This window comes from Coleofasciculus sp. D1-CHI-01, assembly GCF_040218875.1.
Taxonomy (GTDB): domain Bacteria; phylum Cyanobacteriota; class Cyanobacteriia; order Cyanobacteriales; family Coleofasciculaceae; genus Coleofasciculus.
The window spans coordinates 1-15,591 of sequence record NZ_JAVJQP010000095.1; the positions used below are offsets into that span (position 1 = coordinate 1).

The window sequence follows — 15,591 nt, forward strand, 5'->3', positions numbered from 1 at the left end:
TTTTGGTCATGACTAGATACTCGCAGCTACGCCAACGGTTAATGCGTTACCCGATTTATTACCAATTAAGTCAGCAATATCGTATCGACGATGACCACCAGCCGTCCGAGAAGCTCGTATTTTGCCGTTGAGTTCCCATCGGTGCAAAGTTTTGACCGTCACACCTAGTAGAGTAGCTGCTTCTTGGGGGGTTAAACTAGACATTGCCTAATTATATCATAGAAAATGTCCAGTTATGTCACTAATTGTCTAGATATTTACGGACTGTTAGTTAACCCTAAAATAAACGGGTGGCGAAATTTTGCGATCGCGTCGGCGAGATTGCCCTGGCTTTGAGAATGGCAGCAGCTAAACAGGTATAAGACAAAATTCCCACCACCGCTAACAATAAGCTACTGACAAACCCACTAGCATTCCACAAGGCATGGAGAGTTGCGGCACACAGATAACCCGTTGCTAGAATTTGCCAAGCTTTTCGCGGTTTGAGGACACTTAAGCCGATAAAATAGCCAAAATAGCCACTATAGGCAATATGTCCAGCGACCGAACCCAGTAGACGGGGGATGAGTAATTGCAATCCCATCAGTTGAGCCGATCCTTGACCCGCTTGAAAGGTGACGTTATCGATAATATCAGGAACATACTGCCCTAGGGTTTCCAACAGGGTAAAACCCACCCCTGATGCCGTACCCAACAGAATCCCATCCAGAGGTTCCCAGACGCCAATCTGTTCTCGCCACGGCGAACGTAGCAGTTTACCCAAGAAATACGCCCCAATAATCGGCAGGGCTTTGAGTAATTCCTCCATCAAACCCGCCCCGAAAAACATGCGGATCAGCAGAGACGTAAAACTGATCAGTTCCCCTTCTTGGGGTAAACTTCCCGGTAAGATGTCGCGAAAAACGATAATGGATAGAGGTAACAACGGACTGGTTAAAATTAAAGCCGTCGCGATCGCAGATCCCAATAACACCCACCACGGCTTGGGTTTACCACAGAGTTGGTAGACAAAATAAGAAGCCGCACCGGTTAAATAGGTTGCCAAGAGTAGATTAAACACCATTGCCTGACCGACCGCCATAAACATTAACACCACAAACACCACCGTGAGAATGGCGGGTCTCAGAAATGCCTTTTGGGTTAAATCTTGTCCCGTTGAAGCCAGGGGAAACAGTTGACTAAAGGTAACCGTATCCGGAGTTTTATGTCCGATTACACTGACAGATGTCAGCGATGAAGCCGAAGAAACGGGTAAGACTGGGGACGAAGATGAACTGAACTGGCACTCAAAAATAAACTGAGGACCATCTTGACCCAATTCAATGCGATCGCCCGCATGTAATTGACAGCATCCCCGTAACGGATACCCATTAACATACGTCCCATTAATACTATTGAGATCACAAATTTCCCAACCCTGCTTCCAGGGTGAACAGGGACGAATCGTAGCATGACGCCGCGATACAATTAAATACTGATTCGGGTTTAAGGCAATTTGGCAGCTTGGATCACGACCAATCACCGTCTCCTCATCCTCAGACAAAGGATAGGGCGATAAATGTCTAGCTGTACCTCTGCCAGCAAGAGGTCGTAAAAATCCACGGCAATGTTGACCAGTCATAGGGCAAGTGGTTAGCTATCCTTAGACCAGTATGAACCTAGTGACGCCTAACGGATAGCGGACAACAGAAAACGGATGCAAAACCCCAGGGAGACATAGTTCTACTGATTTGCCCTCGCATCACGAACAGCCGCATAGAACAAGAAGCCACTCAAGGGAATACTACCCGCGAGGATAATTTCCGTGACTGATATACCTAACTGGGGTGTTCCTGAAGAGAGTTCAAAAATTGAACCCACAGCCGCAATTGCAGTAATACAAGACCCCATCAAAAATAAACCACTTTTTGGTGTCATTCAATTAAACCTAACGATAAATACAAAACAACCGAGCCAGTTGGTAAAATGTCCATGGATTGCTCCATGGACAAGGCATTAGCACAGTTATGCTGAGATTTTCTAAGAATTAAACGGTTTGACAGCTTGGGTAGAAAAGCCATACTTTTGCAGTTCTTCTGCCAAAACCAATCCATTTTCCACCCGATCCACAAACATAACCCCAGTCAGGTGATCCATTTCATGTTGAATGGCGCGAGATAGTAAACCATCCGCCTTTAATCGTTTCGGACGTCCATTCTCATCTTTGTAGGCAACTTCCACCTCTACCGGGCGTTTGACATCTAGATAGACGCCAGGAACACTTAAACACCCTTCTTGAGCATCACATATACTCTGACCAAAACGCTTAATCGCGGGGTTAATCAGAATTAAGGGGGGATTTTCTGGGTTATCCGGTTCACAGTCGATGACGATGATTTGTTTATTGACCCCAACCTGTGGTGCTGCCAAGCCGATACCATCTGCGCTATACATGGTTTGCAGCATCTGATGAGCTAACTGTCGGATGCTTTGGTCTACTTTAGCCACCCGCTTCGCTGGTTGACGCAGAACGCGATCGCCCAGATAGTGAATATCTAGCGGCGGGTTGTCTAGTTTTTTCTTTTCGACAATAACTTGAGCAGTCATGGGCATGGGAAACTTCTAAATCCAGCAATCTTATTGACACTTCCTTTTTTTTATCCTAGCAGTTATCACTCTGGGTGGAATTCGGTTCATCCACCGCTAAAAAATATCTATGCAAAACGGGAGCATGATACGCCGTCACGCGGTATAACGACTTCCTGTCGGATTTTCACCGACCTCTCCAAGCTCCCCATTCGGATTGTCAACAGCCGATATCGCTTCATCCCATAGAGGAGAATTCACGCCCCGTACTGAGCGTAACCTGGAGTAGACTGTAAGTCTAGGCTGGAAAAAAGAATGGCGAGACGAACCTTTGGTACGTTTCCTTATATGAGGTTCCGTCCAGTAACAAGGCTAAATGTAGTCGCATCTGTGGACGGGTAAAATTCCAGCAGAACAAAAGATGAACAAAACTTTGTATTGTTCCGGCGCGGAGGGGCATCCCGTGTCGTCAGTAAAGCCAAGAGTCTCCTAAGCGATAGCCGGATTGTCTTGGAAGCCTGCACCATACTGTACTCAGTTGGTGTGGGAATATGTCACGATAGGGTGTCTTAATGTTCAAAGATATCTCGATAGAGGAGCAAATCCAAAGACACCATCACGGATAACGCCTCAAAGCACTCTTGGGCAAGTTGCCAGCGCTCTTCTCGTTGCAACATAGTAATCAGTTTCTGCCGCACAGACAGCAAATAACGGACATCATTCGCTGCATAGCGAAGTTGTTCATCCGACAGGTTATTGGGATTTCCCCAATCTGAACTCTGGGAACTTTTATCCAGTTCCACCTGTTCGAGATCCATGACTAAATCCTTCAGCCCATGGCGGTTGGTATAGGTACGGGCAAGTTTACTGGCAATTTTTGTACAAAATACAGGTTGGACGCAGATGTCCAGATTTTGGCGTAAGATGGCGAGATCGAAACGGGCAAAGTGAAAGACTTTTAATACGGTTTGGGCTTCCAGCAACTGCTTCAGGTTAGGGGCTTCAGTTTGTTTTTTATCAATGCGGATCACCGTAACTCGGTCTTGGGGGTCACACAGTTGCACTAGACACAAGCGATCGCGCTGATAGATTAGCCCCATGGTTTCCGTATCAACGGCAATCGCTTCGGCGTTTAGATAGGTCTTCAGCAGGGCGTCGGGAAGGTCGCGATCGCACACTTGAAATTCTGCCACGTCTTTCTCGATGGGTGGATGAGTCATCAGATATCTGAATTAGGAATTATCAATAATGAACATAGGACAAACTACTGCCGCTTGATGAAAATCTGGGTAAAGTAATAGTCTCCCTTGGCATTTTTGCTCACGCCAATCCCGGTGACATCAAAATCCCCTTCAATATTTTTTCGATGTCCTGGGCTTTTGAGCCAACCTTGCACCGCTTGTGTCGCCGGGTCAGAATAGCCTTGATTATAGGCGACATTTTCCGCCGCTTGGCGATAGGAGATAGATTGCGCGATCGCCCGGACTCGTTGTTCAAATCCCCCATGACCCAACGGGACACGCCCGGTTGCCATTGCCTGACTGTGGCGTCTGGCTTCCTTGCTAATGCTCGCGTCTAAGGTTAATGGGGGCAGGTTTTGGGACTGGCGATATTGATTAATCTGTTGATGCACCAACCCTTCCCAATTCGTAAAATCACCGTCATTTGGCTGTTGAGACACAGTTGCCGGAGATTCTGATTGACTCACCGGAGTTGTCTTGAAACTCAACACCGAATCACAGCTACTGAGTCCTAACTTTAGCAGCAGGAATCCACTCATGACCAAAAGAGACGTTGACCGCACTGTTTAATCCTGGGAGTCTAACTGAATCAACTTACCAACGGTTTGTACATCTTTATCACCGCGACCTGAACAATTGATCACAATTTTCGGACTACCCTGAAGTTGAGGACAGAGGGTTTCTAGATATGCGATCGCGTGGGCGGTTTCTAGGGCGGGAATAATCCCTTCGAGTTCCGATAACTGGCGAAACGCTGCGATCGCGTCTTGGTCGCTGACGCTATAGTATTCTGCTCGACCACTATCTTTCAAGTAACTGTGTTCGGGTCCAACACCCGGATAATCTAGTCCCGCGCTAACAGAATGGGCTTCCACCACTTGACCGTCGGTATCTTGGAGTAAATAGCTCATTGCCCCATGCAGTACACCGGGACGCCCTAAGGTTAGAGTAGCGGCGTGCTTGGTAGACGTAACACCTTCCCCAGCCGCTTCAACACCAATTAACCGCACGTTGGATTCGTTAACAAATTCATGGAAGAGTCCCATTGCATTGGAACCGCCACCGACACAAGCTAACAAGATATCCGGTAAGCCACCCCATTTCTCTTGACATTGCGTGCGGGTTTCTTGACCAATAATTGCCTGAAAGTCACGCACGAGCAAGGGATAGGGATGGGGACCGGCGACTGAACCGAGGATGTAATGGGTGGTTTCCACATTCGTTACCCAGTCGCGAATCGCTTCCGAGGTGGCATCTTTGAGCGTACCCGTTCCCGCCGCAACGGGTTGAACTTTCGCACCCATGAGCCGCATCCGAAACACGTTCAGGGCTTGGCGCTCCATATCCTGAACACCCATATAGATAATGCATTCCAAGCCGAACCGCGCACAAACCGTTGCTGTTGCCACACCATGTTGACCTGCCCCGGTTTCTGCTATAATCCGCTTTTTGCCCATCCGCTTGGCTAATAAGACCTGGGCTAAGGCATTATTGATCTTGTGAGCGCCGGTATGATTTAAGTCTTCCCGTTTCAAATAAATTTGCGCTCCACCGCCATCAGGTCTGGCATAGTGGGCGGTTAAACGCTCAGCAAAATATAGAGGACTAGGACGCCCGACATAATCGCGTAATAACTGTTGTAATTCCTGCTGAAAATCGGGGTGGTTGCGGTACTGTTTAAACGACTGCTCTAACTCGAACAGCGCTGGCATTAGGGTTTCCGGCACATACTTGCCGCCAAATTTGCCAAAACGCCCTAAGGCATCCGGTTGTTCGTTTACCACATCGGTAGAGGAGCGGGAATTAGGAAGGGGAGTTTGGGTCACAGAGCCAGATCGCCATACAACAACAACACCCACTCATTATAAATCGTGATCTGACCGAATTTGGCGATCGCGATTGAGTTTAACCGTTAATCGAGACAATAGTTGTAGGGGTTCAATTCACCAGCCATGTCCATTACAGGGTTTCTTTCGGATTTTTCTCTGTCGGAAATTTTTCGATTTATCGATCAGGGAAATAAAAGCGGCGTACTGATGCTGCGATCGCGATCGGAGTCAACAGATGCGTCGTCTTATTATATTTGGGTAGAGAATGGCAATGTTATCACTGCCGCCAACCAGTTGAATGATCAAGGTTTACTCTCACTGATTCAGCAATACGAGTGGGTGAGTAACCGTGTTGTCACGAAACTGGCTCAGTTGTGTCCAGAAGATCAACCTCTGGGATTGTATCTGAAACAGCAAGGAGCGTTGCGAGTTGAACAACTAGAACATTTGTTCCAAGTCCAAGTCGTACAGCAACTGTGTTTAATTTTTCAACTCAAAGACGCTCACTTTAGATTTGAACAGAATACGCCGAGTCCAACACGAGAGATGACGGGGTTGCAGTCGCCCGCCCGGATTATCGAGGTTGTGTTCCAAAAACTCATTGTTTTAAGACAACTGTTTGTCGCTCGGCATCTGCGGCATAAACGTAATGGAAGTAGACTCTCAGAAAACTTTTGTCAGCAATTGGGATTGACGATGGATATTGCCTTTTTTCATTGTCTGAAATTATCGTTATTTGACATGAATTATACCTTAGCGGATTTAGCTAAAATTGTTGATATATACTATCGCCCTTATGACATTCCCAAATCCAAATTTTCAGCAGCAAGAGCTTTAATTTAATGGAACTCATACAGCCTTGAAATCGATTTCAAGGCTCATAGCTCAAGTCCGTTTAAACGGACTTGACAATAATTCCGTTTACTTGGGTCGCCCTTTCTCCCAACCCTGGGTCAAGGAAGAGTTTATCGATCGATACTCACATTAAATAATGTAGTATCTTCACGGGTACTCAAATAATCCTTACCGTGGTTCTGCCTCAGTTGCTCGTCTAACGCTTGAACCACCTGATTCAAAGACATTTGTTTGTAATAGCGGAAATTCTCGATAAATATTTTGTCATCCAAACTAAGTTGACTATAGCTTTGATATAATAAAGCGTAATATCTGGCGGTAGCCGCTTGGAGTAATTGTTGGTAGGTATCTTCAGGCATAAGTCTAGAGGGGTAGACAAACTTTGAATTCTCAGTAATTTTTATTTTGACTGATCACAATTAACAATCGCCTCAGTCTTCATACGGATTTTTGAGTCAGCCTAATTTCCAAAAATAAGAGAATTACGCGATTTCACGGAATCAAGGTGTCTCAAACGTTAAGCAATCGAAAGAAAAATCCTGGTAGCGAGAGATAGCTACCAGGGAACTGCATCTACAACTGAGAGTTTGCTTCCTTGTCCTTGCTTTTTAAGCATAGTTCCTGACTCGAGGAGTTAGAATCCGTGAAATTGCGGAATTTTCGCGATCGCGTCCTGGGCTGGATCATCATTGGGTAATATTGTTTGATAGGAATTTAGTTCCGAGGGGGTGAGTTGAGTATTCATACTGTCTACACAGGCTCAATCAGGGGCGCAATGCTAAGTCTGGCACTTTGACATTCTCCCCGCCTTACTTCGTTGAAGGCGGGGAGAATGTCAAGCGACCCCCCATTCAACCTTTATGACTTAATTCCTTATCGCTAGCCTATTAGTTTAGCATCCCTATGGCATCCGCTCCTCATCTCCCCCATCAATCTTGGTGCTTCCACTCTCCCCAGCTTGACGATATCCTCGATCGCACTCCGGTTACTGTGACGCCGGATACCCCTGTGGTTGAGGTTTTGGCGCAAATGAGTCAGGTACAGGGATGTTTCTGTTCCCAGGAGGGAGAAAAGACGCCAGAATCCCCGGAGAATCCTTTACTGTCTCCTTCCACTAGCTGTGTCTTAGTTACCCAGGGAACCCAACTTGTGGGTATCTTTACTGAACGGGATGTGGTGCGCTTAACTGCACAGGGGCGCAATTTGGCGGGGGTGACTATTCGTCAGGTGATGAGTCCCCCGGAGTATCGTCTCAAATCGAGCGAGTTTCGAGATGTTTTCAGTGTCCTGAGTATTCTTAAACAATACCAGATTCGTCATCTGCCTGTGGTGGATGATCAGGAACAATTACTGGGTGTCATTACGCTTTCCACCCTACGTTCACTTATTGAACCCTCCCATCTGCTGAAGCTACGAACTGTGGATGAGGTGATGAATAAGACGGTGATTCAAACAACAGGCGATACTTCGGTTCTGAAACTGGCGCAGTTAATGGCACGACATCGGGTTAGTTGTGTGGTTATCTGTCAAGAGTTTCCCGGAAACTATCAACAAAAACCCGTGGGAATTGTCACCGAACGGGATATTGTTCAGTTTCAGGTATTGGGTGTCAATCTGAGTGGATTGAAGGCAAAGGATGTGATGAGTAAACCCCTATTTTGCCTGCGTTCCACGGATAATCTTTGGTACGCCCATCAGGAAATGCAGCGTCGTTATGTGCGGCGATTAGTGGTAACGGGTGAGGGGGGGGGATTGTTGGGAATTGTCACCCAAACGCGGTTGCTGCAAGTGCTTGATCCGATGGAAATGTATGGCGTAATTGACCAACTCCAGCAAGTTATCGGTCAGTTAGAAGCAGAAAAGATTGACTTACTCGAAAGTCGCAACACTCAACTGGAAGAATTAGTCCAATCCCGTACCCACCAATTACAAAAACAGGCAGAACGGGAACATATTTTACGCTCCATCGCCCAACGGATTCGCTGCTTCCTGAAACTCCCGGATATCTTCCAAGCCACGGTTAAGGAAGTGCGCCAACTCCTTCATTGCGATCGCGTCTTGGTTTATCAGTTCGCGTCAGATTGGAGTGGGGAGATTGTGGCGGAATCGGTGGGTGATTTTCCCCCAGTTATTGGCTCACAAGTTCGCGATGGTTACTTCCAAGAAACTAAGGGGGCTGACTATCTGAATGGGCGACGTCAGGTGGCGCATAATATTTATCATCAAGGCTTAACTCCTTGCCATTTAGAATTACTTGAAAAGTTTCACGTTAAAGCCATTCTCACCGTCCCCATTATTATCAACGAACAACTTTGGGGCTTATTAGTTGCCCATCATTGTGCCGCCCCCCGTCAATGGGAATCCCAGGAATTAGACTTATTAGAACAACTCAGTGTGCAAATCGCAATCGCGATTCAACAAGCGAATGCGTTTGTCCAACTACAAACAGAACTGGCGGAACGGCAAAAGGCAGAACAGTTGGCAAAGGCGACTCAAGAACGACTGCATTATTTACTCTCGGCGAGTCCCACAGCTATTTATAGTCGCCAGTTTATTCCTCCTTATCAAACCACATTTATTAGTGATAATATTACCGCCCTGATTGGCTATACCCCCGCCGAAATCCTGAATCAACCCGATTTTTGGTTAAATCACATTCATCCTCAAGACTTACCCACCGTACTTACCGGATTTGCCCAACTATTTCAACAAGGCTATTCGATTCAAGAATATCGGTTTAAACAGAAAAATGGGCAGTATATTTGGCTACAAGATGATTGGAAACTGATTCGCAATGACCAAGGCATTCCCCAAGAAATTATTGGCGCGTGGCTAGATATATCCCATCGAGTGCAGGCGCAGGAACAAGCCCAAACCAGTGAAAAACTATTAGAGTTATTCTATGAATCTGCCCCGGTAGGCTTATGTATTACCGATGAACAATGGCGACTGGTACGGGTGAATCCCGCCTTTTGTCAACTATTTGCTTATCCCCGTGATTACTTATTAGGACAATCCTTAACTGAATTCTTTGACCCCCATCATTCCGGTGAATGGCAGATGCGACGTCATGATGGTAAATTTATTCATATTCAGGTTACCACTGGACCGATTATGGAGCAAGGGGAACAGCGCTTGCGGGTAACCACGGTTACAGATATTACCGAACGCAAAAAAGGCGAACAAGCGATTCAATCCATGGCGGGACAATTGTCTACGGTGATTGATACCGTGGGCGAAGGAATTACCTTGAGTAATGGTCAGGGAAAATTCCGTATCTTTAACCATCAAATGCAGCAAATTACGGGCTATACCAGGCAAGAGGCAAACCGTTGTGATAATTTCATGGCGAAACTTTATCCTGATCCGGTTCTCTATCAGCAGATGAAGCAATGGCAAAAGAATTCCAGCAAGAAGCGCAAACTCCGCACCTTTGAAACAACATTTTGCGATAAAAACGGCGTCCAGAAAACTCTGCTTGTCTCCCACTCAATCATTCACCAAGACAACGAAATCTTATTTTTAAGCGCCTATCGAGATATTAGCGATCGCAAACAGGCTGAAGAATCGCTGAAACACCTAAATGAAGCCCTAGAAAAGCGGGTACAAGAACGGACAACGGCGTTAGAACAGACGGTGGAACAACTGCACCAAGAAATTAAGGAACGCCAGCAAACGGAATTAGCCTTGCAAGATTCCCATCGCAAGATTAATAATATATTAGAAAGTATTACTGAAGGCTTTTTTGCCCTGGATCAGGATTGGCGGTTTACCCACTTCAACTCCCTCTTATCACCCTTAATTAATCGTCCCGTAGCCGATATGATTGGTCGATGTATCTGGGATGAATTTCCGGACGCCATCGGCACCCAATTTGAAACCATCTATCGCCAAGCGGCGCGAGACCAAAAACCGATGGCGTTTGAGGAGTTGTATACACCGAACAATACCTGGTATGAAGTGCGAGTCTATCCCTCAGAAGAAGGGTTATCGGTCTATTTTCGGGATATTAGCGATCGCAAAAAACCAGAATTGGCGCTGCAAGAGAGTCAGCGATTTATCCAACGAATTGCGGATACGAATCCGAATGTGCTATATATTTATGATATCGTCGAACAACGTAATATCTATATTAACCGTTCCGTGGCTCAAGTGCTGGGTTATAGTCCAGAGGAGATTCAGCAGATGCAATCCAATCTGTTTGAATCACTAATGCATCCCGATGATTTAGCCCAAATTTCACGCCAGCATCAACACTTTGATACCGCGAAAGATGGGGATATTATTGAATGTGAGTATCGGATGCGCCATGCGAATGGTCAATGGCGTTGGTTATATAGTTGGGATACGATTTTTACGCGCACATCTGAGGGGAAAGCGAAACAGATTCTCGGTACAGCCTCAGATATTACATCGCGCAAACAGGTAGAGGAAACTCTACGCCAACAAGTTGAACGAGAACGATTAATCAGTGCGATGTCTCGACGCATTCGCCAATCCCTAGACTTGGAGACAATTCTGACAACAACGGTTGAAGAAGTCCAACAATTACTCATGGCTGACCGAGTATTAGTGTATCAGCTTTTTGAGGATAATCGGGGACGGGCGATTGCGGAAGGGGTAGCCTCAGGATTTCCCCAGTTATTGAATATTATCTTTCCAGCGGAAGCCTTTCCCCAAAGCTGTTATCAGAATTATGTTCAGGGACAAGTGTATGCTTTAGCCGATCGCGATCGCGAAGAGGTTCTACCTTGTATGGTAGACTTCATGCGGGAGTACGCAATCCGGGCAAAACTGGTTGTCCCGATTGTGCAGCAGGATATCCTCTGGGGATTACTAATCGTCCATCAATGTTCCCATCCGCGAGAATGGCAAACCTGGGAGATTGAGTTACTGGTGTCGTTAGCCACCCAACTCGCGATCGCGATTAAACAGTCTCAATTATACGAGCAATTGCGCCACAATAATGATATCTTAGCCACAACCAATGCGGAACTCGCCCACGCCACCCGGTTAAAAGACGAGTTTCTGGCAAATATGAGTCATGAATTGCGAACGCCGCTGAATGCGATTCTAGGCTTATCGGAAAGCTTACAAGAAGAAGTCTATGGCGAGATTACCGAAAAGCAGCGCAAGTCTCTCGCCACGATTGAAAAAAGTGGTAGACATTTACTGGAGTTAATTAACGATATTCTCGATTTAGCCAAGATTGAATCCGGGAAGTTGGAGTTAAACCTGACACCCGTTAGTATTAGCCAACTGTGTGATGCGAGTTTGACGTTGATTAAACCTCTAGCCTTAGATAAAAACATTACCCTGACGGGGAATATTGCAGAAGGATTAGGAACGATTCTGGGGGATGAACGACGCTTACAGCAAGTCTTAATTAATTTATTAAGTAATGCGGTGAAATTTACCCCAGAAGGGGGACAGGTTACGGTAGAAATTTACAAAGATATGGAATGTAGAGACGTAGCATGCTACGTCTCTACTTCCCCAAATGAGATGCTTTATATCAGTGTTAATGATACGGGAATTGGAATTGCTAAAGAACATCGGGAGAAACTCTTTCAATCCTTCGTCCAAATTGATAGTAGTTTATCCCGGCGACATCAGGGAACCGGGTTAGGATTAGCATTAGTCCGGCGGATTGTGGAATTACACGGGGGATGGGTAACAGTCGAAAGTGAACTCGGAAAAGGGAGTTGCTTTACCGTGAGACTACCTTGGCGTTCTCATCCAGCGAATCATTCCATCAGTTACCCCGCAGAAAAGGCGACATTGGGGTGTAGTGTATCAGACATTGAAGATACAAATTTGCCGAGAACAACTCCCTTAATTTTATTGGCTGAAGACAACGAAGCCAACACCCAAACCCTATCTGATTACTTACAGGGAATCGGCTATGAAATGATTATGGCAAAAGATGGCAAAGAAGCCGTCCAACTCAGCCAACGGCGCAAGCCTGATTTGATTTTAATGGACATTCAGATGCCAGAACTTGATGGGTTAAGCGCCACCCAACAGATTCGCGCCAACCCCCGCACCGCCACCATTCCAATTATTGCCATAACTGCATTGGCGATGTCAGGCGATCGCGAAAAATGTTTAGCCGCAGGTGTATCCTATTATATGACTAAACCTGTGAACTTGAAGAAACTAGCAACGATTATCAATGCCTTACTTAATGGATAAGCTTATATAAACGATGAATCATGAAATGTTCCACCCTACACCATCAAACCGTAGCGTTAGCGAAGTAACGCACCATTTAACTTTTGATCCCCCTAAATCCCCCTTCAAAAGGGGGACTTTGATTGAGATTAAGCATTGTCGGTTAGGTTGACGTAAGGAAACCCAACAAAATCTAATGCTAAGGTTCCCCTACTACGAACGAACACAATACTACCCCTCCTCCCGCGCTTGCTGAAGTAAACAATAAATCGCTAAACCCGCCGCCGCAATTCCTACAAAAGCCGAATAGGTGTACAGAGTCACGACAAATGTACTCACTTCCAAGGTTGTTAGCAAAAGTTCAGAATGCTTCCTATTCATCACAATCGGGTTGAATGCTTTACTCTTCCATCAAACACCCCCGAATCCCAGGTTTAATCCCAATCCCAACCCATTTGTTAACCACTTTTTCCCAAGTTAGTCCCAAGTTAGTCCCAGGCAGGATTATTGCTATTGGTATACTGAGAAAAAGATTGTGCGATCGCGCATGTCCAGAGGTACAAGGGTTCATCCCGACTATATCCCCAAGCTGAAAAAAGCACTCAGGCGCAATGGCTTCCCGCGTCAGATTGACTTAGCCGAAGCCGTCGGCGTATCGAAAAACACCGCATGGAACTTTCTCAACGGTAAACCCGTTGACCACTTAAACTTTGAGGAATTCTGTAATAAACTCGGCTATGATTGGCGAGAGGTTGCCGATTTTGGGGAAAATCCCGAAACCCAAAACGCGCCAAATGTCAATCCCGATTCCCCACCTAACCCATCTGCTGTAGGGGCGGGTTTAGACGCTACCTCAACACCATCAACCGCCAACGCCTCAACAAAACCCGCCCTCACCACCGCAACCAACCCAAAAAACACCCTCAACCCGCCAACCCCAGATAATGTAGGGGCGGGTTTAGACGCTACCTCAACACCATCAACCCCTAACCCCCCAACAAAACCCGCCCTCACCACCGCAACCAACCCAAAAAACACCCTCAACCCGCCAACCCCAGATAATGTCGGGGCGGGTTTAGACGCTACCTCAACACCATCAACCGCCAACGCCTCAACAAAACCCGCCCTCACCACCGCAACCAACCCAAAAAACACCCTCAACCCGCCAACCCCAGATAATGTCGGGGCGGGTTTAGACGCTACCTCAACACCATCAACCGCTAACGCCCCAACAAAACCCGCCCTCACCACCGCAACCAACCCAAAAAACACCCTCAACCCGCCAACCCCAAATAATGTAGGGGCGGGTTTAGACGCTACCTCAACACCATCAACCGCCAACGCCCCAACAAAACCCGCCCTCACCACCCCACAAACTCGACTAATTACCAATCAAGGATTCCCCACAATCCCCGTTTGGCAAGGGCGCGATGAACTTCTCACCCGATTAACCGCCAAACTCCGCCAACCGAATACTCCCTTAAAAGTATTAGCATTAATCGGACAAGGGGGAATCGGCAAAACCAGTTTAGCCGTGAAACTGCTGGAAGCGTTAGGAATTGAATTATCTAGCCGCACTCCAGCCACCAATTGTCCCTATCCCTTGGTGATATATTTTCAGGTACAACCAGGAACCAGTTTTGATGACATCACCGAATTTCTGTTACGGGATGGATTCGGGATTGAGACAAGGGAAGGGTTACAGCGTACCGAAGAAAAGATTGCCAAAATTATTCAGGGATTCGCCCAACAACCCTGTTTATTCCTACTGGATAACCTGGAAACTATCTTACATCCCGCCAACCATCCCCAAGCCAGACAAGCCATGTCCCCAGAGTGGGGTCAATTCCTCAACGCTTTAGTCTATCAACAGCATCAATGCCAAACCATTATAACCAGTCGAGACATCCCGGCTGATTTCACTGATCCGCGTTATGACAATGCAGAACCGGATTCAGAATTAGTGCATATCGAAACAGTGACAGGTGTGGCGACAAAGGCGGGGGTAGAAATTCTGCGCCAGCGTCATTTACGGGATAAAATAGCCGATTTCCCACACTCCGCACTTCAAGGTGTATTACGATAGACTACAGAAAAGTCTCTGAGAAGAATAAGCATAAATACTCACTTTACTGAGGGTTGATACCTTGAGATAATTAGTCAGTTACCTGTGACTATTTAAAAGAGAGATTAACCTATCCAGAAGAAGGTTTAATTAGAGAAAGACCGATAATTATTACCCAAGGATATTCCCGTGACCATCGCCCGGACTTAAAGCAATGTGTTTTAAGCTTAGTCACAACAAGTGACGGAGACATACCTTTGCTCATGAGAGTCGGGGATGGAAATGAATCAGATAAAGCTGTGTTAGGTCACTTGTTAAGTTCGTTTAAGAAGCAGGTATATTGGTCAAGTATAGTGGTAGGTGACAGTAGTTTATATACTCAAGAAAATATTCAGATAATGAGAGGGTTACAATGGATAATACGAAAATAAACCGAAAACTGAAACTATTTAAATTAGCTCAAGTCCAGATAACCAAGGATACAATTAAGTCGGGTCAAACCGTTTATAAAATTAAAGTCAAACCAGAAAGACAGGAGCAAGAAATTACGAAGAGAGAAAAACAAGCAGGAAGATTTATCCTAGCGACGAACGTTCTCGAACAAGAAGTTCTGAATTCAGCCGAAATCCTTTTACATTACAAAAATCAACAATCTTGTGAAAGAGGATTTAGATTTTTGAAAGACCCTGTATTTTTTGCCGATAGTCTATTCGTCGAAAAACCCCAAAGAGTAGAAACGATGCTCTTGGTTATGACGTTGTGTCTCTTGGTCTACAACTTAGGGCAAAGAGAAATCAGGAAGAATTTACAAAGAGCTAAAGTTGGGATAAAAAATCAAGTGGGTAAATTGACCAATCGCCCA

Annotated in this window: 11 protein-coding genes and 2 pseudogenes; 4 read left to right on the top strand and 9 right to left on the bottom strand. The window is 46.0% G+C overall.

Features of this window, described 5'->3' with window-relative positions; all coding sequences use genetic code 11:
* The 7 genes and pseudogenes from RIB93_RS17680 to trpB all read right to left on the bottom strand — a co-directional run.
* Positions 1-204, bottom strand: a pseudogene (locus RIB93_RS17680) (IS607 family transposase); the annotation flags it as partial.
* A 73-nt stretch (positions 205-277) separates the two neighbouring features.
* A complete protein-coding gene (locus tag RIB93_RS17685) occupies positions 278-1,621 on the bottom strand; it encodes a PrsW family glutamic-type intramembrane protease (RefSeq protein ID WP_446374068.1) in 1,344 nt (447 codons plus the stop codon).
* A gap of 101 nt (positions 1,622-1,722) precedes the next feature.
* Positions 1,723-1,917, bottom strand: a complete 195-nt coding sequence (locus RIB93_RS17690) for a hypothetical protein (RefSeq protein WP_446374070.1) — start codon at positions 1,915-1,917, stop codon at positions 1,723-1,725.
* A gap of 102 nt (positions 1,918-2,019) precedes the next feature.
* Positions 2,020-2,586 carry a peptide deformylase gene (def, locus tag RIB93_RS17695; RefSeq protein ID WP_446374072.1) on the bottom strand — a complete coding sequence of 189 codons (567 nt, stop codon included), beginning with the start codon at positions 2,584-2,586 and terminating at the stop codon, positions 2,020-2,022.
* A 548-nt stretch (positions 2,587-3,134) separates the two neighbouring features.
* The gene (locus RIB93_RS17700) at positions 3,135-3,785 is read right to left on the bottom strand and encodes a ribonuclease H-like domain-containing protein (protein ID WP_446374074.1); all 651 of its coding nucleotides are present in this window, start codon (positions 3,783-3,785) and stop codon (positions 3,135-3,137) included.
* A 44-nt stretch (positions 3,786-3,829) separates the two neighbouring features.
* Positions 3,830-4,345: a CAP domain-containing protein gene (locus RIB93_RS17705; RefSeq protein ID WP_446374076.1), complete on the bottom strand. Its 516-nt coding sequence runs from the start codon at positions 4,343-4,345 to the stop codon at positions 3,830-3,832.
* A gap of 27 nt (positions 4,346-4,372) precedes the next feature.
* Entirely contained in the window at positions 4,373-5,632 is a 1,260-nt protein-coding gene (trpB, locus tag RIB93_RS17710) for a tryptophan synthase subunit beta (RefSeq protein WP_446374078.1), read from the bottom strand.
* Between the two features lie 126 nt (positions 5,633-5,758).
* Between trpB and RIB93_RS17715 the strand changes: the two genes are divergently transcribed.
* Positions 5,759-6,478, top strand: coding sequence for a DUF4388 domain-containing protein (locus RIB93_RS17715; RefSeq protein WP_446374080.1), 720 nt, complete (start codon positions 5,759-5,761; stop codon positions 6,476-6,478).
* Positions 6,479-6,600: 122 nt separating this feature from the next.
* On the opposite strand, the gene RIB93_RS17720 is transcribed toward RIB93_RS17715, so the two are convergent.
* Entirely contained in the window at positions 6,601-6,849 is a 249-nt protein-coding gene (locus RIB93_RS17720) for a hypothetical protein (RefSeq protein WP_446374082.1), read from the bottom strand.
* A 544-nt stretch (positions 6,850-7,393) separates the two neighbouring features.
* Here RIB93_RS17720 and RIB93_RS17725 point away from each other — a divergent pair.
* Complete coding sequence (locus RIB93_RS17725; RefSeq protein ID WP_446374084.1) at positions 7,394-12,685, top strand: PAS domain S-box protein; 5,292 nt, start codon at positions 7,394-7,396, stop codon at positions 12,683-12,685.
* A 210-nt stretch (positions 12,686-12,895) separates the two neighbouring features.
* Here RIB93_RS17725 and RIB93_RS17730 read toward each other — a convergent pair whose 3' ends face one another.
* Entirely contained in the window at positions 12,896-13,045 is a 150-nt protein-coding gene (locus RIB93_RS17730; protein ID WP_446374086.1) for a hypothetical protein, read from the bottom strand.
* Between the two features lie 154 nt (positions 13,046-13,199).
* Between RIB93_RS17730 and RIB93_RS17735 the strand changes: the two genes are divergently transcribed.
* Entirely contained in the window at positions 13,200-14,750 is a 1,551-nt protein-coding gene (locus RIB93_RS17735; protein ID WP_446374088.1) for an nSTAND1 domain-containing NTPase, read from the top strand.
* 158 nt (positions 14,751-14,908) lie between these two features.
* Positions 14,909-15,591 (top strand): annotated as a pseudogene (locus RIB93_RS17740) (IS1634 family transposase); the annotation flags it as partial.

What these genes read in the sequence shown, in the direction of transcription:
- RIB93_RS17705 (WP_446374076.1), bottom strand. Translation starts at nt 4,345, where the DNA reads ATGAGTGGATTCCTGCTGCTAAAGTTAGGACTCAGTAGCTGTGATTCG.
- RIB93_RS17725 (WP_446374084.1), top strand. Translation starts at nt 7,394, where the DNA reads ATGGCATCCGCTCCTCATCTCCCCCATCAATCTTGGTGCTTCCACTCT.
- RIB93_RS17700 (WP_446374074.1), bottom strand. Translation starts at nt 3,785, where the DNA reads ATGACTCATCCACCCATCGAGAAAGACGTGGCAGAATTTCAAGTGTGC.
- RIB93_RS17715 (WP_446374080.1), top strand. Translation starts at nt 5,759, where the DNA reads ATGTCCATTACAGGGTTTCTTTCGGATTTTTCTCTGTCGGAAATTTTT.
- RIB93_RS17685 (WP_446374068.1), bottom strand. Translation starts at nt 1,621, where the DNA reads ATGACTGGTCAACATTGCCGTGGATTTTTACGACCTCTTGCTGGCAGA.
- RIB93_RS17720 (WP_446374082.1), bottom strand. Translation starts at nt 6,849, where the DNA reads ATGCCTGAAGATACCTACCAACAATTACTCCAAGCGGCTACCGCCAGA.
- RIB93_RS17690 (WP_446374070.1), bottom strand. Translation starts at nt 1,917, where the DNA reads ATGACACCAAAAAGTGGTTTATTTTTGATGGGGTCTTGTATTACTGCA.
- def (WP_446374072.1), bottom strand. Translation starts at nt 2,586, where the DNA reads ATGACTGCTCAAGTTATTGTCGAAAAGAAAAAACTAGACAACCCGCCG.
- RIB93_RS17730 (WP_446374086.1), bottom strand. Translation starts at nt 13,045, where the DNA reads ATGAATAGGAAGCATTCTGAACTTTTGCTAACAACCTTGGAAGTGAGT.